We start from the raw sequence: 20053 nt of genomic DNA, 5'->3' as shown, positions 1-20053 counted from the left end.
CTGGAAGACGTGCGGCTCCGGAAGGGCAGCGTCCGCCTGTGGTGGGCGGGTCGGACGGTACCCGTCGCCGCGTCAGTCCCACCTCACGGCACGGCGATAGAGGTGCCAGGTCGCGTGGCCCAGGACCGGCAGCACCAGGATCAGGCCGACGAAGAACGGGAGCGACCCGAGCACCAGGCCGAGCGCCACGATCAGGCCCCAGGTCGCGACCGTCCTCGGGTTCTCGCGCGTGACCTTCATCGACGTGGCCACCGCGCGCGGCACGCCCACCCGGCGGTCGAGCAGCATCGGGAAAGACACCACGCTGAGGACCAGCACCACGGCCGCGAACACGAAACCGACCGCGACCCCCAGACCGATCATTGTCCAGCCCGCGCCGGTGGTGAACACCGCGGCCAGGAACGGGGCGAGCGCGGTGGGCGGCTCGGGGCCCAGCGTTTCCTGGTAGATCAGGTTCGCGGTCAGCAGCCACACGACGAAGATCGCGGCTAGGTAGAGGCCGAGAAGGAAGATCGCCCCGAACGACGGCGAGCGGATCACCGCGAAGGCGCTGAACCAGTCGGTGTCCTCTCCGCGCTCGCGCCGGCGGCTCATCTCGTAAAGCCCGACTGCCGCGACCGGCCCCAACAGCGCGAAGCCCGAGGCGAGCGGGAACAGGATGTGCAGCAGCTCGCCCTGAAGCGTGAGCGCGAAGAGGAGGACGCCCAGAACCGGGTAGAGCAGGATCACGAAGACCACGTCGGCGCGGAAGGCGGCGGCATCCTCGGCCCCCCGCCGGAGCGCGTCCATCAGGTCGGCGCGGGTGATGCGCCGGATCGTGGGCTCTCGGGCGGTGGCTTCACCGCCAAGCTGCCCGACCGTGGCGCTGGCATGGGCGCCCGCGGCGCCGAGGCGCTGGGCGAACCAGCTGAAGGGATTACCGATCGTCTTGTCCATATGGGCCTCCGTCCGCGCGATGACGCGGCCGACCCGGGCAGGCCCGGGCGGGCCGCCGTATGACGCAACGTTAGCACGACGGCGCGGCCGCGGGCGCACAATCGCGTGTGCGGGCGCTCAGACGGTGTCGAGGTAGAGGTCCACCTGCTCCTGCGGCGTGAGCTCCGCGAGATAGCGCATCTCCTGCCGCTTGGTGGCGACGAGGTTGCGGATCAGCCCCTCGGGCAGAAGCCGCGCGGTCATCGGGTCGGACGCGAAGCGGTCGATGGCGGTGCCCCAGTCCGAGGGCATCTGCGGCAGGTCCTGCCCGTAAGCGCTCCCGGTGATCGGCGCGGGTGGCTCTTGAGCGTCCTCGAGCCCGGCGAGCGCCGCGCCCAGGATGCCGGCAAGCATGAGATAGGGGTTCACGTCGCCGCCCGCCACGCGATGCTCGATCCGCCGGGCGGCGGGCGCGCCGGCGGGCACGCGGATGGCGGCGGTGCGGTTTTCGTAGGCCCAGCAGATGCCGGTGGGCGCGTGCGCATCGGGCACCAGCCGATCATAACTGTTGCCGTGCGGCGCGAAGAGCAGCGTTGAGCCGGGGATTGCCTTCAGGCATCCGGCGACCGCGTGGCGCAGCGCGTCGGTGCCCTTCGGCCCGCCGTCGTCGAAGATGTTGTCGCCGTCGCGGTCGAGGATCGAGAAATGCGTGTGCATCCCGTTGCCCGAGTAATCCTCGTACGGCTTGGCCATGAACGAGGCGGCGAAGCCGTGGCGGCGGGCCAGCCCCTTGACCATCAGCTTGAAGAGCCACGCATCGTCGGCGGCCTTCAGCGCGTCTGGCTGGTGGGTGAGGTTGATCTCGAACTGGCCGAGGCCGGCTTCGGAGATCATCGTCTCGGCCGGGATCTCCATCGCCTCGCACGCCTCGTAGAGGTCGGTGATGAACACGTCCCAGGCGTCGAGCGCGCGCAGGCTGAGGATCTCGGCCCCCTGCCGCCGCTTGCCCGAGCGCGGCGAGGGCGGCACGCGCAGCGTCTTTCCGCTGTCGTCGATCATATAGAATTCGAGTTCGGTCGCCACCACGGGCGTCAGGCCGCGTTCGGTGAAGGCCCGCACGATGCGGGCGAGGGCATGGCGCGGGTCGCCGTCGAAAGGGCGGCCGTCCTCGTGGAACATCCACAGCGGCAGGAGCGCGGTTGGGGCCTCGAGCCACGGCATCGGCACGAAGCCACGCTCGGTCGGCAGCAGCACGCCGTCCGGGTCGCCGGAGGCGAAGACCAGCGGGCTGTCGTCGATGTCCTCGCCCCAGATGTCGAGGTTGAGGACCGACAGCGGAAAGCGCGTTCCTTCCTGAAGCACCTTGTCGGCGAACCGTGCGGGCATCCGCTTGCCGCGCGCCTGGCCGTTCAGGTCTGCGGCGGCGACCCGGATGGTGCGGATCTCGGGGTGGTCGAGAAGGAAGCTCACCGGATTACCTGAAGGCGGAAGCGGATCGGCTGGCGGCGCTCCTGCGGAAGGTGCCGGTTCAGCCGCCGGTTCATCATCCCGAAGAGCGAGATGATCACCAGCGTCAGCAGAATGAAATAGCCTGCGAGGATCGGGTAGGGGATGAACGGGTTGAACGTCTTGTCCGCGAAGTAGCTGGCGTAATAGAGCGCGTCGCCCCGCTGTTGCCACGCCGGAAAGCCCGAGAAGAAGACGAGCGTCGTGGACTGGAAGAGAAAGATCGCCTCGTTCGTGTAGGCCGGCCAAGCGAGCCGCAGCATGGTCGGCCAGACCACGCGGCGGAAGCGGGCAAAGCCGGTCAGACCGTAGGCGTCGGCGGCCTCGAGGTCGCCCTTGGGCACGGCGCGCAGCGCGCCATAGAAGATCTCGCCCGAATAGGCGGCGGTGTTGAGGAACAGAACGATCAGGGCGCCGGCCCAGGCGCGGGTGAGCCACGAGGTCTGCGCCGTGATACCGAAGATCTCGATCCCCGTGCGGGGCAGCAGGACGAATGCCTCGTAGGCAAGGAAGAACTGGATGAAGAGCGGCGAGCCCCGGAACAGGAAGATGAACCACTCTGCCGGCTTGCGCAGCCAGGCCTGCCGCGCGTTCTTGGCCACGGCAACCCCGGTCGCGAGGAAGAAGCCCGTCGCCAGCGCCAGCGCTCCGAAATAGACGTTCCAGATCAGGCCCGAGCCGATCAGCGTGAACTGCTCGCACAGCGTGAAGTCCGAGCGCGGCAGAAGCCGCTCGCCGATGCCGAGGGAGCGCAGGGCATAGTTCTGGATGGTCTCGATACAGCTCATCTCAGGCCCCCGCGCGGCGTTGGGCTTCGCCGGCCATCGTCGCCTGCCCGTGCGACAGGCGAACCGTCAGGCGCGACAGGACGGCCTCGGACACCTTGGTGAGACCGAGGTAGAAGACGAGAAGCGCCAGGAAGTAATACAGCCGCCAGTCGGGGTGCGGGTACTCGTAGACCTGGGTCTTCATGCCGCCGAGTTCGCGCGCCCAATAGACGATGTCCTCGACGCCTAGGAGGAACAGCAGCGGCGTGGCCTTGATCAGGATCATCCACAGGTTCGACAGGCCGGGCAGCGCATAAATCCACATCTGCGGCACGAGAATGCGCCAGAAGGTCTGGCGGCGCGACATGCCATAGGCCTCGGCGGTCTCGAGTTGCGGGCGCGGGACGGCCCGCATGGCGCCGAACAGCACGTTGGCGGCGAAGGCGCCGAAGACGATGGCGAAGGTCAGGACCGCCAGGAAGAAGCCGTACGTCTCGTGCACCCATTGCGGGGCGCTCGACAGCGGCAGCTTGGCGATGTCGCAGACGACGAAGTCGTTGCCCTGCCGAACCGGTTGGTCCCAGTCCGGGCACAGCGCCTGGTGGCGCAGCCACTCGAAGCCCTGGTCCAGCGCGATGACGAAGAACAGGAAGAACGCGATGTCGGGAACGCCGCGAACGATGGCGGTGTAGCCCTTGCCGAACCAACGCAGCGGCGCGACGGGCGAGCGCGCGGCCATGGCCCCGCCGAAGCCGAAAAGCAGCGCGACGGGCGCGGTGATGGCGAGGAGGAGGAGGACGGTCCCGAACGAGGCGTAGAACGCCATGTGCTTGCCCGTGGTCAGATAGCAGGCAAGCCAGCGCACGCCTTCAAGCGTGTCAGGATCGGCGCAGAAGGCGAAAATGGGTCTCGGGCCCCCGGTCGTGCGTCAGGTGGGCGAGAGCGGCCGGGCCGCTCCCGCCGGTGTCGATCTTACCAGGTTTCGGCGTCGTCGCCGAACCACTTCACGATGAGCGGGTTCAGCGCGCCTTCTTCCTTCATCTCGGTGATGGCGGCGTCGAACGTCTCTTTCAGCTCGGTGTCGCTTTCGCGCACGCCGAGGCCGATGCCACCGCCAAGCGCGACGTCCTCGCCCACGAGCATCAGCGCCGGGTCCTGTTCGCCCACGGGGGCGAGGAAGTCCTTGTCGGCCAGCACCGCGTCGACCTCGCCGTTGCGCACGGCGGCGACGGTTTCGTCGGGCGTGGCGTATTCGACCAGCGTCGCGCCTTCCATCGAGGCGACGTGGTCGGCCTGGATGGTGCCGGTCTGCGCGGCAATCACGGCGGTGTCGAGGTCGATGTCCTCGGACGCGGCGAGGAACGCCGACGGCGACGGCGGGATGTAGGCCTGGGTAAAGTCGATCACCTCGTCACGCTCGGGCGTGATCGACATGCCGGCGATAATCGTGTCGTAGTTGCCCGAGACGAGGTTCGGGATGATCGAGTCCCACTCGTTCGTGACCCACTCGCAGGTCAGGCCGGCGCGCTCGCAGAGCTCGTCGCCCAGTTCACGCTCGAAGCCCGCGACCTCGCCGTCGTCGTTGATGAAGTTGTACGGAGGGTACGCGCCCTCGGTCCCCATGCGCACCACGTCCTGCGAGGCGGCGGCCCCGGCCGTGAGGGCCAGCGCGGCGGCGGAAAGGATCAGCTTGTTCATCTGGTAGCTCCCTTGCTTTTGTTTGTTATGCGGCCGTGGCGGACAGGAACTGCCTGAGCCGCGGCGTCTCGGGCTGGCCGAACAGCCGGTCCGGCGAGCCCTCTTCCTCGATCTTCCCCTGGTGGAGGAAGACCACGTGGTCCGACGTGTCACGTGCGAGGTTCATGTCGTGGGTGACGATGATCATCGTGCGCCCTTCCTCGGCCAGCGCCTTGATCACGCGGATCACTTCCTGCTCGAGCTCGGGGTCGAGCGCCGAGGTGGGTTCGTCGAACAGAAGCGCCCGCGGCTCCATGCAGAGCGCGCGCGCGATGGCGGCGCGCTGCTGCTGCCCGCCGGACAGTTGCGCGGGCCAGGCATCGGCCTTGTCGCCGATGCCGACCTTGTCGAGATAGCCGCGCGCGGCCTGTTCGACCTCGTCCCGGTCGCGGCCCAGCACGGTGACCGGCGCTTCCATGACGTTCTGAAGGATCGTCATGTGCGTCCAAAGGTTGAACTGCTGGAACACCATCGACAGGTTCGTTCGGATGCGCGTGACCTGCTTGCGGTCGGCGGGATGGCGGCCTTGGCCCGTGCCCTTCCAGCGCACCGGCTCGCCCTCGAACACGATCTCGCCCTGCTGGCTATCTTCCAGCAGGTTGGCGCAGCGCAGGAGCGTGGATTTCCCCGAGCCCGACGAGCCGATGAGCGAGATGACGTGCCCGCGCGGCGCGACCATGTCGACGCCCTTGATCACCTCAAGGCTGCCGTAGCTCTTGTGGAGGTCCCGGATCTCGATGACGGGCGGTTCTTGGGGTGTCACGCGGTTCGGTGGCCTTGCTGCTTGTTGGGGGCGGAGTAGGGCGGAAAACAGGGCCGAATGCAACGCTTTATCGCCGCATGCCGCAAGGGCATGGGTCCGAAGTTACGCAATGCGCCCGCTCCTGACGTGCGCTGCGGCGAATCGAGCGGCGTGCGCAGCCCGGCGGCGGTCAGGCCTTGCGGCTTTCGACCCGCTGCCGGGCAAGGTTGCTGTCGCGGTCGTTCACGCCGAGCATGGGCGCGACGAGCCGCAGCAGCGCGTCCTCTTCATGGTCGCGCACGCCGTCGGCCAACACGACCTCCCACAGCGCCTCGAGGATCTGCTCGCGGTCCTCGTAGGGCACGGCATCCTTGAGTGCGCGAGTGAAGCGCACGGTGTCCGGCGCCTCGGCCTCCAGCGTCTCGGCCTCGCGCCGAAGCGCGCCGGCCTCGAACGGCGACATGCCGTAGCGGGTGGCGAGGATGCGGTCGATGCGCCCGACCTCGTCGTCGGTGTAATCTCCGTCGGAGCGGGCGATGCGCACCAGCAGCGCAGCGAGCGCGAGGCGCGCGTCGCCGTCGGGCAGCGTGTCGGGCTCGGGCGCGGTGAGGCGCTTGAGGAGGTTCGCGAACATGGCAGGTGATATATGCCGTCCGCGCCACAGGGCAAAGGGGAGGTGCGGCAGCGGCTTGAATTCGGCGCGCGATGCCCCAGTCTGACACGTAACCCCTGAACGGAGAACCACATGTCCGCCTGCCGCACCGCCACTGCCGCGCTTTGCCTGTCCGCCGCGCCCCTGTCCGCCTTCGCGGACACGCCGGCGCCCGTGATGCCCGAGCCTGCGCCTGTGGTGGCGGCGCCGATGGCCGATCCCGGTCCGGAGTTCGCCTTCACCTTGCGCGGCGGCGTGGCGGCGAAGCCATCCTATTTCGGGTCCGACGATGTCGAGTTTGGACCGGACCTCGGCTTCTCGTTCGGCTACCTGCGCGCCTTCGGCCGCGAGTTCGGGTCGCTCGACCCCGACCTCGAGCCGCTGGGCCCGCACCTGCGGGGTTCGTTCCGCTACATCCCCGAACGCGACTCGTCTGAGTTCGACGAGATCTCGGGGCTGGACGACGTCGATGCGGCGGTCGAGCTGGGGCTGGGCATCGGGTATCGCGCGCGCAACTACGAGGCGTTCGCCGACCTGCGCTATGGCGCCATTGGGCACGAGTCGCTGGTGGCCGAAGTAGGGGCCGATGCGCTGTTCCGCCCCACCGACCGGCTGACCGTGTCGGCCGGCCCGCGGCTGTTCATGGGCAGCGACGACTACGCCGACACCTATTACGGCGTCTCGGCGGGCGAGTCGGCGGCAAGCGGGCTCGAGGCCTACGACGCCGGGGGCGGCCTGCTGCGTGCCGGTGTCGAGCTGGGCGCGACGTACCGCATCGACGACAACTGGGGCGTCGAGGGGGCGATCCGCTACGACCAGTTTCTCAACGACGCCGAGGACTCGCCGATCGTGCGGCAGGGCGATGACAGCCAGCTCAAGGTGCGCATCGGCGTGACCCGCCGGATCACGCTCGACTTCTGAGCGTCGGACCCGGACGCCGCCCTCCCGCGTTGGCGGGGCGATGCTGAAGGACCTGATCCGCCCGATCCCGCTGCTGTGCGCCCTCGCCATGCCGGCGGGGGCACAGACCGACACCTTGCGCGTGGGCGTCATCGAGCGGCCACGCTTCGCCATGACCACCTCCGACGGCGCGCTGGAGGGCGCGGCGGTCGAGCTGTGGCGGCTGGTGGCCGAGGACCTGGGGCTCGGCTATGGCTACGTCATGCTGGATGACGGCGAGGCGGCGGCGGCGCTCGCCACGGGTCGCGCCGACGTGGTGCTGCCGGTGACGGCAACGCCAGAGCTCGAGGCCGAAACCGACCTGACGCAACCCATTTATACCGCGACGCTCGCCGTGGCCGAGGAGCGGGGCTCGCAGGTGCTGGAGGTGGTGAAGGGCTTCGCCTCGTGGCAGTTCGTGCGGTTGGTGGCGGGGCTGTCGGTGCTGCTTTTGATCGTGGGCGCGGTCATCTGGCTGGTTGAGCGGCGGCGCAACGAGGACCAGTTCAGCCGCGGCATCGTGAAGGGGCTGGGCGACGGCTTCTGGTGGGCGGGCGTGACGCTGACCACCATCGGCTACGGCGACAAGGCGCCGGTGACGCTGGCGGGGCGGACGGTGGCGATGCTGTGGATGCTGACCGGTCTTGCCGTCAGCGCCGCGCTGACGGCGGCCGTCGTGACCATGGCTGGCGTGCAGCAGGAGGACGACCTGATCGGCGATCTGGCCGAGGCGCGGGTGGGCGTCATCGCGGGGGCCGGCACGGCGGAATTCCTGGAGGGCCGGGTCGGGGCGCTTGCGCCCTATGCCGACGTGCCGGCGGCGCTGGACGCACTGCGGACGGATGCGGTCGACGTCGTTGCGGCCGCCGCGCCGGTGCTGCGCCACTTCGCGGGCGGCGACATTAACATGGCGATCTCGACCAGCCGGCTGGACCCACACTACGTCACCTTCGCGCTCCCGCAGGGGGCGCCGCTGCGCGAACGGCTGAACCACGCGCTGCTGGAACGGGTGACCGGCGAGAGCGGGCAGCAGGTGATGCGGAGGTACTTCGGCGACGGGTGAGGGTGGCGGTGGCGCTTGTGGCGAAAGGTCCCCGCTTGCGCAGGGATGACGGGGCGGGCGCGTGCGGCGGAGGTCCCGGCGTCGGCGGTGGCGCTTGTGGTGGAAGGTCCCCGCTCGCGCGGGGAAGAAAGGGCGGGCGGCCGGTGTGGCGGGGCTGTTATGCCCGCGAAAGCGGGCACCTCCCATCTCCCATTCCCTCGTCGGTCCACCAGGTCGGACCAAGCCGCCCTCAAACCAGCCGCGACACCTCTTTCGCCGCGCGCACGAAGTCGCGGAACAGCGGGTGCGGTTCGAACGGCTTGGACTTCAGCTCGGGGTGGAACTGCACGCCGATGAACCACGGGTGGTCCGAGACCTCGACGATCTCGGGCAGCCGGCCGTCGGGCGACAGGCCGGAGAAGCACAGGCCGTGCTCCTCGAGTTGCTCGCGGTACTTGATGTCGACTTCGTAGCGATGGCGGTGCCGCTCCTGGATCGTGGTGGTGCCATAGACTTCGGCCACCTTCGAGCCTTCCTTCAGCGTCGCGTCATAGGCGCCCAGCCGCATGGTGCCGCCCTTGTCGTCAAGCACCGAGCGGGCGATCTTCTGGTTGTCCTTGATCCACTCGCGCAGGTGGAAGATCACCGGCTCGAAGCGCGCGACGCCCGCCTCGTGGTCGAACTCCTGGCTGCCCGCGCGCTCCATTCCGGCAAGGTTCCGCGCGGCCTCGATCACCGCCATCTGCATGCCCAGGCAGATGCCGAGATAGGGGATCTTGCGCTCGCGCGCGAAGCGGGCGGCGTTGATCTTTCCTTCCGTCCCGCGCTCGCCGAAGCCGCCGGGGACGAGGATCGCGTGGAAGCCTTCGAGGTAGGGGCCCGGATCCTCGCGCTCGAAGATTTCGGCGTCGATCCACTCGGCCTTCACCTTCACGCGGTTGGCCATGCCGCCGTGGGTCAGCGCCTCGGCAATGGATTTGTAAGCGTCCTCGAGCTGGGTGTACTTGCCCACGATCGCCACCTTCACCTCGCCCTCGGCGTGGAAGATGCGGTCGGCGACGTCCTCCCAGCGCCTCAGGTCGGGCTTGGGCGCCGGGCTGATCTGGAAGGCGTCGAGCACCGCCTGGTCCAGCCCCTCGCGGTGATAGGCCAGAGGGGCCTCGTAGATCGACTTGAGGTCGTAGGCGGCGATCACGCTGTCGGGGCGCACGTTGCAGAACAGCGCCAGCTTCTCGCGCTCTTTCTGCGGGATCGGCTTCTCGGACCGGCAAACGAGGATGTCGGGCTGCAGGCCGATGGAGCGCAGTTCCTTCACCGAGTGCTGGGTCGGCTTGGTCTTCAGCTCACCGCTCGCGGCGATCCAGGGCAGCAGGGTGAGGTGCATGAAGATGCATTCGCCGCGCGGCTTTTCCTGCGCGAACTGGCGGATCGCCTCGAAGAAGGGCAGACCCTCGATATCGCCGACGGTGCCGCCGATCTCGCACAGCATGAAATCGACCTCGTCCTCGCCGGTGGCGATGAAGTCCTTGATCTCGTTGGTGACGTGGGGAATCACCTGGATCGTCTTGCCCAGGTAATCGCCTCGGCGCTCTTTCTCGAGCACGTTGGAATAGATGCGGCCCGACGAGACCGAGTCGGTGCGGCGCGCGGCGACGCCGGTGAAGCGCTCGTAATGGCCGAGGTCGAGGTCGGTCTCGGCCCCGTCGTCGGTGACGAAGACCTCGCCGTGTTCGAAGGGCGACATCGTGCCCGGATCGACGTTCAGGTAGGGATCGAGCTTGCGCAGGCGGACGGTGAAGCCGCGGGCCTGCAGGAGCGCTCCGAGGGCCGCCGAAGCGAGGCCCTTGCCAAGCGAGGACACCACGCCGCCGGTGATGAATACGAATCGTGCCATGTGGCGGAAGCTCCCGTGATCTTGCCTGCTCGAATGGTGAGGACGGTGACCCGAATCCCTCGCATCACGGGATCCAAGCTATAGCCGTCCCGTGACGCCCGCGCAACCGGACCTCAATATGCGGGGGGCGGCCCGCATGCGCCGGCCACCGGTTGTGTCTGAAGTCGATGAAGTCGGGCGGCACGCGGCCGCCCGAACCGGGCCCCGGTGGTCAGTCGGCGCGCGGCGGCGTCAGCGGCGCGTCGTCGGCCGACGGCGGCAGCAGGTCGTCGGTCGGCGGGAGCATGTCGCCCGCCTCGTCCGCGTTCTCGATGCCCAGCCGGTCCACGACGGACGAGCCGGCCGAGTTCTGGGCCGCGATAATGGTCAACGCGATCGAGGTCGCGATGAAGGCGATGGCGAAGCCCCAGGTCAGCTTGCCGAGCGCGGTCGCCGCGCCACGGGCGGACATCACGCCGCCGCCGCCACCCCCGCCCATGCCGAGCCCACCCCCCTCGGAGCGCTGCAGCAGCACCACGCCGATCAGGCAGAGCGCGAGGATCAGGTGGATGACGAGGATCACGTTTTCCATGGGCCGGGCCTTCTGGTTTGACGGGGCGTATCTAGAGACAAGCGGCGCGGCCCGCAACCCTTCCTCGCGGGGGTGTGCGGGATGTGTCGGGACGGGCGCAGGCGCGCACCGTGGCGACGTTCTGGGGGACGGACCGGGGCGCTGCCCCGGACCCCGGGATATTTCGGGGCCGAAGATGAAGCAGGGGCGGCGCGGGCGGCTGGCTTTTGCTGTTTCACCGACGGGCGCGCACGGCTATACGGGCGCGGGTTCTAAAGCGGAGAGTGCTATGGCCAACGTCGTGGTTGTCGGCGCCCAGTGGGGCGACGAGGGCAAGGGCAAGATCGTGGACTGGCTGAGCGAGCGCGCCGACGTCATCGCGCGCTTCCAGGGCGGTCACAACGCCGGCCACACGCTGGTGGTCGACGGTACCGTCTACAAGTTGCACGCGCTGCCCTCGGGCGTGGTGCGCGGCGGCAAGCTGTCGGTGATCGGCAACGGCATGGTGCTGGACCCCTGGCACCTGCTGAAGGAGATCGAGACCATCCGCGGTCAGGGCGTCGAGATCACGCCCGAGACGCTGATGATCGCCGAGAACACGCCGCTCATCCTGCCGTTCCACGGCGAACTGGACCGTGCGCGCGAGGCGCAGGCCAGCGTGTCCAAGATCGGCACGACCGGGCGTGGCATCGGCCCGGCCTACGAGGACAAGGTGGGCCGCCGGGTGATCCGCGTGGCCGACCTGGGCGACGACAAGACGCTCGAGGTGCGGGTTGACCGGGCGCTGGTGCACCACAACGCGCTGCGCGCGGGCCTCGGACTCGAGCCGGTGGACCGCGCCGCGCTGCTGGCGGAGCTGCGCGAGATCGCGCCGCGTATCCTGGAATTCGCCGCTCCGGTCTGGAAGGTCCTGCACGAGAAGCGCCGCGCCGGCCGCCGCATCCTATTCGAGGGGGCGCAGGGCGCGCTTCTGGACATCGACTTCGGCACGTACCCTTACGTGACCTCGTCGAACGTGATCGCGGGGCAGGCGGCGACGGGCACGGGGTTGGGGCCCGACGCCATCGACTTCGTGCTGGGCATCGTGAAGGCCTATACGACCCGCGTGGGCGAGGGGCCGTTCCCCACCGAACTTCTGGACGAGGACGGCCGCAGGCTGGGCGAGCGCGGGCACGAGTTCGGCACCACCACCGGGCGTCAGCGCCGCTGCGGCTGGTTCGACGCGGTGCTGGTGCGCCAGACCTGCGCCACGAGCGGCGTGAAGGGCATCGCGCTGACCAAGCTCGACGTGCTCGACGGGTTCGACGAGCTGAAGATCTGCGTGGGCTACGAGCTTGACGGCAAGCGCATCGACTACCTTCCCACGGCCGCCGATCACCAGGCGCGCTGCACCCCGGTCTACGAGACGATGCCGGGCTGGCAGGAATCCACGGAAGGGGCACGCAGCTGGGCCGACCTGCCGGCCAACGCCATCAAGTACGTGCGCCGGGTGGAAGAGCTGATCGAGTGCCCGGTGGCTTTGCTGTCGACCAGCCCCGAGCGCGAGGACACGATCCTCGTCACCGACCCGTTCGCGGACTGAGCCGGTGAAGTACAAGACCCGCCGCCGTCTCGCCCTGCTGATCCTGCTGGTCGGCCTGCCGGTCTATGTAGTCGTCGCGACGACGCTGGTGGGGCTGCTGGAACGGCCGGGCATGCTGGTGGAACTGGCGATCTATGTCGGGCTGGGCGTCCTCTGGGCACTGCCGCTCAAGCGCGTGTTCAAGGGAATCGGCCAGTACGATCCCGACGCCGACCGGGACGAGTAGGCGCGGGCGCACGGAACAGAAAAGGGCGGCGCAGGGAAGGCGCCGCCCTTTCCGTTTTGTCCGACGGTTTACTCGCCCGCGATGCGCATGGCCGAGGCGTAGCGCGTGTCGTCGGCCACCGCGAAGCGGCCGGCGCCGACCTTGCGGATGCGGCCCGAGCGCAGAAGCTGGCCGAAGCTCTTCAGGCCGCGCTCGCGGCTGGTCTCGTCGCTCGGCGTGATCGAGGCGGCGCGGCGCAGGATCTGCGGGCGCGACACGTCCTGCCGGCCCTCGACCAGCGTGGCGTAGGCAGCGGCGGCTTCGAGGATGTCGGGAAGCTCGGTCGCGCCGACGCGCTCGGCGAACTCGGCGAAGCTTTCCCCCGCCTCGACGCTTTCCATCCGGCGCGGCGCCTCAACCTCGGCCTCTGCGGGCTTGGCCACGCGGCGCGGCTGGACGGGACGCGCCCGGTCCTGCGCCTCGTCCTTGCGCTCGCGGTCCACGCGCAGTTCGCTGACAAGCATCAGCGGCGCCGGGCGATCCTGGAGCGGATCGGACGGGCGGGCGGTGGCGTGGCCTGCCTCGTGCGGGCGGCGGGGCCGCACGACCTTGGCGAGGTCGTCGCGGTACTGGTTCATCGCCGAGGCCCGCGCCTCGGCCCGGTGGCCGCGCAGCAGCCGGTCGGCGCGCGTCGCGGCGACGGCGGCCTTCAGGTGCGCGATGGCCGAGCGGCGGCGGGTGCCTTGCGGTTCGTCGAGCTTCTTGTTCGTGGTGGTGATGAGGCGGTCGAGCGCCTCTTCCCCGCGCTCTTCCTGGACGCGCGCCTCTTCCTCGGCCTCGCGGGTAGCGACTGGATAGTCCCTGTCCCCGCCGCGTTCGCGCCGGGCAACGGCATGGGCCGTTGCCTCGTCGGGTTCGCTGCGGTCGGCGGGCCGGTCCGCATCCTCGGCACGCTCCTGGGGGAGGGCGGGATAGGCCGGCGCTTCCTCGCGCGCCACGGCCTCGGCCTCGCGCTCGACCTGGGCGAGCTCCGCCATCAGCTCCTGCTCGTCCTCGGGGTGCAGGCTGCTGCCCGACACGATCTCGCGGATGTCGCCGGGGATGTCCTCGTCCGTGCCCGGGGCGGCGGGCCGCTCTTCCGGCTGCTGCTCGGCGGCCTCGGGTTCGGCCGGGGCCTCTTCGTCGTCCTCGACGGCCTCGATGTCGCCGGCGGCCAGCGCCGCCTCGAATTCGCTGCGCGTAAGGCGGATGATACGGGCGCGCGGGATGCCGTTCTCGTCCGGCTCCTCGGTCTCGACCTCGATCTCTTCCTCGTCCTGCGCGGCCGGGCCGGTGACGGCCGGAAGCTGCGGCGCCTCTGCGTGTGCCTCGGCCTTTTCGGCGGGGGCGGCGTGCGTGTCGCGCTCGGGAGTCGATGCAGCGGGGGCGCGTTTGGCGACGCCGGCTTCCTCGGCGAACTCGTCGATGAAGTCGCGGGCGTAGCCGATCGTCTGGGCGATGGCGTCGACGTTGGCGGAGGGCACGGGGGCCGGGGCGGCGCGCTCCTCGGCCTCGTCCGGGCGGTAGGCGTCGAGTTCCTGTTCCAACTCGGCGCGATAGGCTTCCGCCGAGACCTCGGGCGCGTCGGCTTGCGTATCCTCGTCCACCGCAGGGCGGTAGGCGTCGAGCTCCTGCTCGAGCTCGGCGCGGTGTGCGTCGGCCGGCTCTTCGGTACGCGCGTCTTCGTCCCCGGCGGGACGATAGGCGTCGAGTTCGCTTTCGAGTTCTGCGCGGTACGCCGCGTCCTGCGCGACCGGCGCCTCTTCTTCGGCCTGAAAGGCGGCCTGCTCGTCCGCCTGAACGTCTTCGGCTTGAACGGAGGGCTGCTCGTCCACCTGAACATGCGCTTCGGCGGCGGGCGCGAATTGTGCTTCGGGCGCGTCCTGGTCGGCCATGACCTCGGCCGAGGTCCAGCGCGACTCCGTCTCGTCCTCGGCGGGGGCGGACGCCTGAGGCTCGGCTTTCACGCTCTCGGGGGCTTCCCCTGCGTCGGAGAAGGCGGCGTCGATGGACCCGAGGGCGGTGGCCTCGGTCGGTTCGTCCTCTTCGAAGGTCGCGGCCTCGCGGCTTGCCTTGGCGCGGGCGACGGCGGCGCGGATGCGGGCGAGCTTGGCGGCGACGCTGTCGCCCTCGGGCCCGACCGGCTCGGCCTCGGGCTGCGCAGCGGGTTGCGGCTGAACCGGCGCGGCGGCCCGCGGCTGCGGCGTGGGCTGCGACTGAGGGGCGGGGGCCGGGGCGGCCTCGGGACCGGGCGCGGTCATCTGGCGCAGGACTACGCCCTTGTCTTCGACCCGGGCTTCGACCCGCTTCTGGATCTCGCGCTCGGCGATGCGGTGCAGCATGTCGGCATCCGGCGTCGGCGGCTCGGCCCCGAAGTAGCGGTCGTCCGCGGCCAGGTCCCGGAAGTACTCGGCGATCGAGCGCATCGTGTTGAAGGGATCGTCGAACCCCTCCAGAGTGCACGAGAACGTCCCGTACGAAACGGTCAGTATCTTGTTCGAACCCACCATCGATGCCTCGCTTCCGTCTTCGGTCCAGCAGGGGTCTGTTTACCACGCGCCAGTCTGCAAATCAGAACAGAACTGCGATCATTGCAGCAAGTTTTCGCGGCCAGAATATGGTGACGCTTCGGATTTCGGACCTTTTTCGCCATGAATCCCGTGATCGTCACGTCGCAAGAGCCTGTTTTGCTGCTGGGTGGCGGCGTCGTGGATGCGAGCGACCTGCGCGAGGCGCTGAGCGTCTGCCCCACGGTCGTCGCGGCCGACAGCGGCGCGCGCGCCGCGCTTGCGGCGGGCCGGGTGCCGGACGCGGTGATCGGGGATTTCGATTCGCTGGCCGCCGCCGACCGCGCCGCGCTGCCCGCCGAGCGCCTGCACCGCATACCCGAGCAGGACACGACCGACTTCGACAAGTGCCTGCGCTCGGTCAAGGCGCCCGTACTGGTGTGCCTGGGCTTTTCCGGCGCGCGGCTGGACCACGAACTGGCCGTCTACAACAGCCTTGTGCGGCATCCCGAGCGGCGCGCGCTGATCGTCGGGTCGCACGACATCTGTTTCCACGGCGCAAGCGGGATCGAGCTTGGCCTGCCGGTGGGCTCGCGCCTGTCGCTGTTTCCGATGCGCGAGGTCACGGGGCGGTCGGAGGGGCTGGCTTGGCCCATCGACGGGCTGACGCTGGCGCCGGACGGCCGGGTCGGCACGTCCAATCGCGTGACAGGTCCGGTGCGGCTGCATTTCGACGGGCCGGGGATGCTGGTCATCCTTCCCAAGACGGCGGCTGGGCGGGTGCTGGAGGCGTGGGGTCGGCAGACCGGCTGAGATGTCGCGCGCGGCGGTAGTGGGGCGGAGCGGCGACCGCTGCGGAACGTCCGGCACGTGCAGCAGCTTCCGCATCTCTTTCAGGCGCAGGGCGCAGCGGATCACGCGCAGGTCGGCGTTCCTCCACGCCGACCACCGGCAGCAGGAACGCCGCCGGCATCACCACGCGGCCGACGAGCCGCGCCAGCGGCGGCGCCGGAACCCGGAGCCCGTCACCGGGAGAACGCGGGTCGGCGGCGGACGCCGAACGCGCCACGGTTATTGCAGGTCGCCGAAGGCGCGCCGCAGCCGCTCCGCTGCCTCCTCGACCCGCGCGCGCGGCGTGGCGAAGTTGAAGCGCAGGAAGCTGTCGCCGCCCCGGCCGAAGACGGGCCCGCGGTTGATCGCGATGCGGGCGTCCTGCTCGACACGGCGGGTGAACTCGTCCCTTTCCATCCCGGTGCCCGAGAAGTCGACCCAGGCGAGGTAGGTGGATTCCAGCGGCATCGACCGCAGCCCCGGGATCGCGTTCACGACCTCGTCGAAAATCCGCCGGTTCCCGTCAAGATACCCCGTCAGCGCATCGATCCACTCCGCCCCGGCGGGGGAATAGGCGGCAGTGACCATGTGCATGCCGAAGGCGTTGGGCGAGGTGCCAAGCGCGCCCATCCGGTTGGCGAACCGCTTGCGCAGATCGCCGTTCGGGATCGTCACGTTGCCCAGATGCGCGCCGGCCATGTTGAAGCTCTTGGTGGCCGCCGTCATCATGATCAGCCGGTCCTCGACGCCCGCGATCCGCGTCATCGGAACGTGGGTGTGACCGGGATAGACGAGGTCGTGGTGAATCTCGTCCGAGATCAGCAGAAGGTCGTGCCGCGCGCAGAAGGCGGCGATCGCCTCCAGCTCGGCCTGCGTCCAGACCCGCCCGCCGGGGTTGTGGGGCGAGCAGAGGATGAAGAGCTTCTCGTTCCCGGTCATCTTCGCGTCCCACGAGGCCGTGTCGGGCACGTAGACGCCGCCTTGCTCGGGCATCTCCATCTCGACCACCTCGCGGCCCGCCGCGCGGATCACGCGGCCGAAGGCGTGGTAGACCGGCGTCATCAGCACCACTCCGTCGCCGGGCTGGGTGAACTCGTCGAGGCAGAGGCCCACGCCGTTGACCACCCCGTTCACCGTCAGGACGTGATCGGTGTCCAGCGCCCAGCCATGCCGCGTTTTCATCCACCAGCGGATGGCCTCGAAATAGGCGGACTGGTCACCGAAATAGCCATAGACGCCGTGATCGAGCATCGCCTGCAGCGCCTCTTGCACCGCCGCCGGCGGGCGGAAGTCCATGTCGGCCACCCACATCGCGATGCCGTCCTCGGCCGGGACGCCGTGCAGGGGCTCCATCATGTCCCACTTCATGGAGTGGGTGCCGCGCCGCTCGATGATCTCGTCGAAGTTCATGATTATCCTCATGCCTGCTCGCGGCGCAGGCTAGCGGCGCAAGTCGCGAGCGCAAGGCGGATTGCGCGGGGGCAGCGGGTCGCCTACATGACGCGCATGGCCGTGAGAGACATCCTGATCCACCCCGATCCCCGCCTGAAGACGCCCGCGACGCCCGTCGCCGAGGTCACGGACGAGTTGCGCGCGCTCGCCGACGACATGCTCGAAACCATGTACGCCGCGCCGGGCATCGGCCTGGCCGCGCCGCAGATCGGGGTGATGAAGCGCATCCTGGTCATGGATTGCGTCAAGGACGAAGAGGCGCCGGCCCGCCCGATGGTGCTGATCAACCCGTCGGTGGTCTGGTCCTCGGACGAGATGTCGATCTACGAGGAAGGCTGCCTGTCGATCCCGGACCAGTACGCCGAGGTCGAGCGGCCTTCGGAGGTCGAGGTCGTCTGGACCGGGCTCGAGGGCGAGGAGCGGCGCGAACGGTTCGACGGTCTCTGGGCCACCTGCGTGCAGCACGAGATCGACCACCTCGACGGCAAGCTGTTCATCGACTACCTCAAGCCGCTCAAGCGGCAGATGATCACCCGCAAGATGGTCAAGCTGAAGCGCGAGAAGGCCCGCGCGTGACGGTCCGGCCCTTCGTGATGTGGCCCGACCGGCGGCTGCGAACTGCCGCCGCCCCGGTCGAGGCGGTGACGGAAGACATCCGCGCGACCTGGGACGACATGGTCGAGACGATGGAGGCGATGCCGGGCGTCGGCCTCGCCGCGCCGCAGATCGGCGTGATGCTGCGGCTGGCTGTCGTGGATGCCTCCGAGGAACGCGGGCAGGCGGTGCGGCTGGCGAACCCCGAGGTTCTGCATGCCAGCGTCAAGCCGCGCGAGCACGAGGAGGCGTCGCCCAACCTGCCCGGCGTCTCGGCCACCGTCACCCGCCCGCGCGCCGTGACGGTGCGGTTCCTGAACGAGGCGGGCGAGGCCGAGGAGCGGGACTTCGTCGGACTGTGGGCCACCAGCGTGCAGCACCAGATCGACCACCTGAACGGGCGGATGTACTTCGACCGGCTCAGCCGCACCAAGCGCGAGATGCTGCTGAAACGGGCGGCCAAACGGCGCTGATCCCGCGAACTTTCGTCGAAAGTTCGCCCTCCCGGCCGGGTCGGCGAATTTCCGTCGAAAATTCGCAAGGCAACGGAGGCGGGCGATGCGCGTCATCTTCATGGGAACACCGGATTTCTCGGTGCCGGCGCTGGAGGCGCTGCATGCGGCGGGCCACGACATCACCTGCGTCTACACTCAGCCGCCCCGGCCCGCCGGACGCGGCAAAAAGGACCGCCCGTCGCCCGTCCAGGCCCGGGCCGAGGCGCTGGGCCTGCCGGTGCGCCACCCGGCGTCCCTGAAGGGGGCGCAGGCGCAGGAAGACTTCGCGACGCTCGACGCCGACGTGGCGGTGGTCGTCGCATACGGGCTGATCCTGCCGCAACCGATCCTCGATGCGCCCCGCCACGGCTGCTTGAACATCCACGCATCGCTCCTTCCCCGCTGGCGTGGTGCCGCCCCCATCCACCGCGCGATCATGGCGGGCGATGCCGAAACCGGCGTCTGCATCATGCAGATGGAGGCCGGGCTGGACACCGGGCCGGTCCTGCTGCGCGAGGCGGTGCAGATCGGGGCGGAAGAGACGACTGGCGACCTGCACGATCGCCTCTCCGTTCTGGGCGCCCGGCTGGTCGCCGATGCACTGGGACGGTTGGACGACCTCGCGCCGCAGGGGCAACCGGAAGAGGGCGTCACCTATGCCGCGAAGATCGACAAGGCCGAGGCGCGCATCGACTGGACCCGCCCCGCGTCCGCGATCGACCGCCTGATCCGCGGCCTCTCGCCCTTTCCCGGCGCGTGGTGCGAGATTGCCGGAGAGCGCGTGAAGCTCCTGCGCTCGCGGCGTTCCGCCGGCTCCGGCGCACCGGGCGAGGTGCTGGATGGCTTCACCATCGCCTGCGGCGACGGCGCAATCCAGGTCCTGCAAGCGCAGCGGCAGGGGAAACGGGCGGCCTCGGCCGACGAGTTCCTGCGTGGAACGCGCCTGCCGGCGAAACTCACCTGATCCGCGGGCTCTCCACTCGCCGGCACTCGCCGGCGCACGAGCGGGCCCTAGACCGTGTGCCTCGGTCTTCCTCTTGCGGAAAATACTCCGGGGTCCGGGGCGGAGCCCCGGGGCTCTCCGCCCGCGCCGCCGCCCGGATCAGGACTTCTGCTTCGCCGGCTTGAACGGCGCCATCCCGCTGCGGGCAAGTTCGTCGGCGCGCTCGTTCTCCGGGTGGCCGGCATGGCCCTTCACCCATTCCCACGTGACGTGGTGACGCTTCTGCGCGGCGTCGAGGCGGCGCCAGAGATCCTCGTTCTTCACCGGCTTCTTGGTCGAGGTCTTCCAGCCGTTGCGCTTCCAGCCGTGAATCCACTGGCTCACGCCGTTCTTCACGTAGGCGCTGTCGGTGATCACGGTGATGGTCGAGGGCCGCGCGAGGCTTTCGAGCGCGGAGATCGCCGCAAGCAGCTCCATGCGGTTGTTCGTCGTCTCGGCCTCGCCGCCCGACAACTCGCGTTCCTTGACGACGCGCTCGCCCTCACGGGCGATCAGCAGCGCGCCCCAGCCGCCGGGGCCGGGATTTCCGGAGCAGGCCCCGTCGGTATAGGCGAAGAGTTCTGGCATGGGCGCGGGATAGCCGAGGCCGGGGCCTCCGGCAA

The 20053-nt window shown here is 69.5% G+C and carries 20 protein-coding genes; 8 read left to right on the top strand and 12 right to left on the bottom strand.

The annotated features are described in order from the left end of the window. Nucleotides 1-72 precede the first annotated feature (72 nt). From BM162_RS00290 to BM162_RS00260, 7 genes are all read right to left on the bottom strand, one after another. Complete coding sequence (locus BM162_RS00290) at nt 73-936, bottom strand: DUF2189 domain-containing protein (RefSeq protein ID WP_093416181.1); 864 nt, start codon at nt 934-936, stop codon at nt 73-75. 117 nt (nt 937-1053) lie between these two features. After that, nucleotides 1054-2385: a glutamine synthetase family protein gene (locus BM162_RS00285; RefSeq protein ID WP_245759133.1), complete on the bottom strand. Its 1332-nt coding sequence runs from the start codon at nt 2383-2385 to the stop codon at nt 1054-1056. Next, the gene (locus tag BM162_RS00280) at nt 2382-3209 is read right to left on the bottom strand and encodes an ABC transporter permease (protein WP_093416178.1); all 828 of its coding nucleotides are present in this window, start codon (nt 3207-3209) and stop codon (nt 2382-2384) included. Before BM162_RS00280 ends, BM162_RS00285 begins: the two co-directional genes overlap by 4 nt. Nucleotide 3210: 1 nt before the next feature. Next, a complete protein-coding gene (locus BM162_RS00275; RefSeq protein ID WP_093416176.1) occupies nt 3211-4092 on the bottom strand; it encodes an ABC transporter permease in 882 nt (293 codons plus the stop codon). A 68-nt stretch (nt 4093-4160) separates the two neighbouring features. Then, on the bottom strand, nt 4161-4886 hold the full coding sequence (locus tag BM162_RS00270) for a transporter substrate-binding domain-containing protein (protein WP_093416173.1): 726 nt from the start codon (nt 4884-4886) through the stop codon (nt 4161-4163). 25 nt (nt 4887-4911) lie between these two features. Beyond that, complete coding sequence (locus BM162_RS00265) at nt 4912-5688, bottom strand: ABC transporter ATP-binding protein (RefSeq protein ID WP_093416170.1); 777 nt, start codon at nt 5686-5688, stop codon at nt 4912-4914. A 169-nt stretch (nt 5689-5857) separates the two neighbouring features. Further along, nucleotides 5858-6301, bottom strand: coding sequence for a tellurite resistance TerB family protein (locus BM162_RS00260; RefSeq protein WP_093416167.1), 444 nt, complete (start codon nt 6299-6301; stop codon nt 5858-5860). A gap of 111 nt (nt 6302-6412) precedes the next feature. Here BM162_RS00260 and BM162_RS00255 point away from each other — a divergent pair, with 111 nt between their 5' ends. Continuing rightward, nucleotides 6413-7240 (top strand): MipA/OmpV family protein, encoded by an 828-nt coding sequence (locus tag BM162_RS00255; RefSeq protein ID WP_093416165.1) that lies wholly within the window; start codon nt 6413-6415, stop codon nt 7238-7240. A gap of 40 nt (nt 7241-7280) precedes the next feature. Continuing rightward, complete coding sequence (locus BM162_RS00250; protein ID WP_093416163.1) at nt 7281-8321, top strand: ion channel; 1041 nt, start codon at nt 7281-7283, stop codon at nt 8319-8321. A gap of 229 nt (nt 8322-8550) precedes the next feature. Here the strand turns inward: BM162_RS00250 and pyrG are convergent, their stop codons facing one another. Further along, a complete protein-coding gene (pyrG, locus tag BM162_RS00245; protein WP_093416160.1) occupies nt 8551-10194 on the bottom strand; it encodes a CTP synthase in 1644 nt (547 codons plus the stop codon). A gap of 211 nt (nt 10195-10405) precedes the next feature. After that, a complete protein-coding gene (secG, locus tag BM162_RS00240) occupies nt 10406-10765 on the bottom strand; it encodes a preprotein translocase subunit SecG (RefSeq protein WP_093416157.1) in 360 nt (119 codons plus the stop codon). Between the two features lie 268 nt (nt 10766-11033). On the opposite strand from secG, the gene BM162_RS00235 reads away from it, so the two are divergent. Both BM162_RS00235 and BM162_RS00230 read left to right on the top strand, forming a co-directional pair. Continuing rightward, entirely contained in the window at nt 11034-12326 is a 1293-nt protein-coding gene (locus tag BM162_RS00235) for an adenylosuccinate synthase (protein ID WP_093416155.1), read from the top strand. A 4-nt stretch (nt 12327-12330) separates the two neighbouring features. After that, nucleotides 12331-12552, top strand: a complete 222-nt coding sequence (locus BM162_RS00230; RefSeq protein ID WP_093416152.1) for a DUF2842 domain-containing protein — start codon at nt 12331-12333, stop codon at nt 12550-12552. Nucleotides 12553-12620: 68 nt separating this feature from the next. On the opposite strand, the gene BM162_RS00225 is transcribed toward BM162_RS00230, so the two are convergent. Continuing rightward, nucleotides 12621-15080 carry a hypothetical protein gene (locus BM162_RS00225; protein WP_093416150.1) on the bottom strand — a complete coding sequence of 820 codons (2460 nt, stop codon included), beginning with the start codon at nt 15078-15080 and terminating at the stop codon, nt 12621-12623. A 141-nt stretch (nt 15081-15221) separates the two neighbouring features. On the opposite strand from BM162_RS00225, the gene BM162_RS00220 reads away from it, so the two are divergent. After that, entirely contained in the window at nt 15222-15890 is a 669-nt protein-coding gene (locus tag BM162_RS00220; protein ID WP_093416147.1) for a thiamine diphosphokinase, read from the top strand. A gap of 258 nt (nt 15891-16148) precedes the next feature. Here BM162_RS00220 and BM162_RS00215 read toward each other — a convergent pair whose 3' ends face one another. Further along, nucleotides 16149-17318, bottom strand: a complete 1170-nt coding sequence (locus BM162_RS00215) for a MalY/PatB family protein (RefSeq protein WP_093416145.1) — start codon at nt 17316-17318, stop codon at nt 16149-16151. Between the two features lie 96 nt (nt 17319-17414). On the opposite strand from BM162_RS00215, the gene def (BM162_RS00210) reads away from it, so the two are divergent. The 3 genes from def (BM162_RS00210) (at nt 17415) to fmt (ending at nt 19412) form a co-directional block, all read left to right on the top strand. Continuing rightward, nucleotides 17415-17936 (top strand): peptide deformylase, encoded by a 522-nt coding sequence (gene def / locus BM162_RS00210; RefSeq protein WP_218153066.1) that lies wholly within the window; start codon nt 17415-17417, stop codon nt 17934-17936. Then, nucleotides 17933-18427 (top strand): peptide deformylase, encoded by a 495-nt coding sequence (gene def, locus BM162_RS00205; RefSeq protein WP_177214996.1) that lies wholly within the window; start codon nt 17933-17935, stop codon nt 18425-18427. Before def (BM162_RS00210) ends, def (BM162_RS00205) begins: the two co-directional genes overlap by 4 nt. Before the next feature lie 85 nt (nt 18428-18512). Further along, the gene (fmt, locus tag BM162_RS00200; protein ID WP_093416140.1) at nt 18513-19412 is read left to right on the top strand and encodes a methionyl-tRNA formyltransferase; all 900 of its coding nucleotides are present in this window, start codon (nt 18513-18515) and stop codon (nt 19410-19412) included. A 138-nt stretch (nt 19413-19550) separates the two neighbouring features. On the opposite strand, the gene rnhA is transcribed toward fmt, so the two are convergent. Next, nucleotides 19551-20018, bottom strand: a complete 468-nt coding sequence (gene rnhA, locus BM162_RS00195) for a ribonuclease HI (RefSeq protein ID WP_093416138.1) — start codon at nt 20016-20018, stop codon at nt 19551-19553. Nucleotides 20019-20053: the final 35 nt, after the last annotated feature.

The organism is Tranquillimonas alkanivorans (assembly GCF_900115595.1).
GTDB lineage: Bacteria > Pseudomonadota > Alphaproteobacteria > Rhodobacterales > Rhodobacteraceae > Tranquillimonas > Tranquillimonas alkanivorans.
The sequence above is the reverse complement of the archived record's forward strand: the minus strand, read 5'-3'. Positions and strand labels throughout refer to the sequence as shown.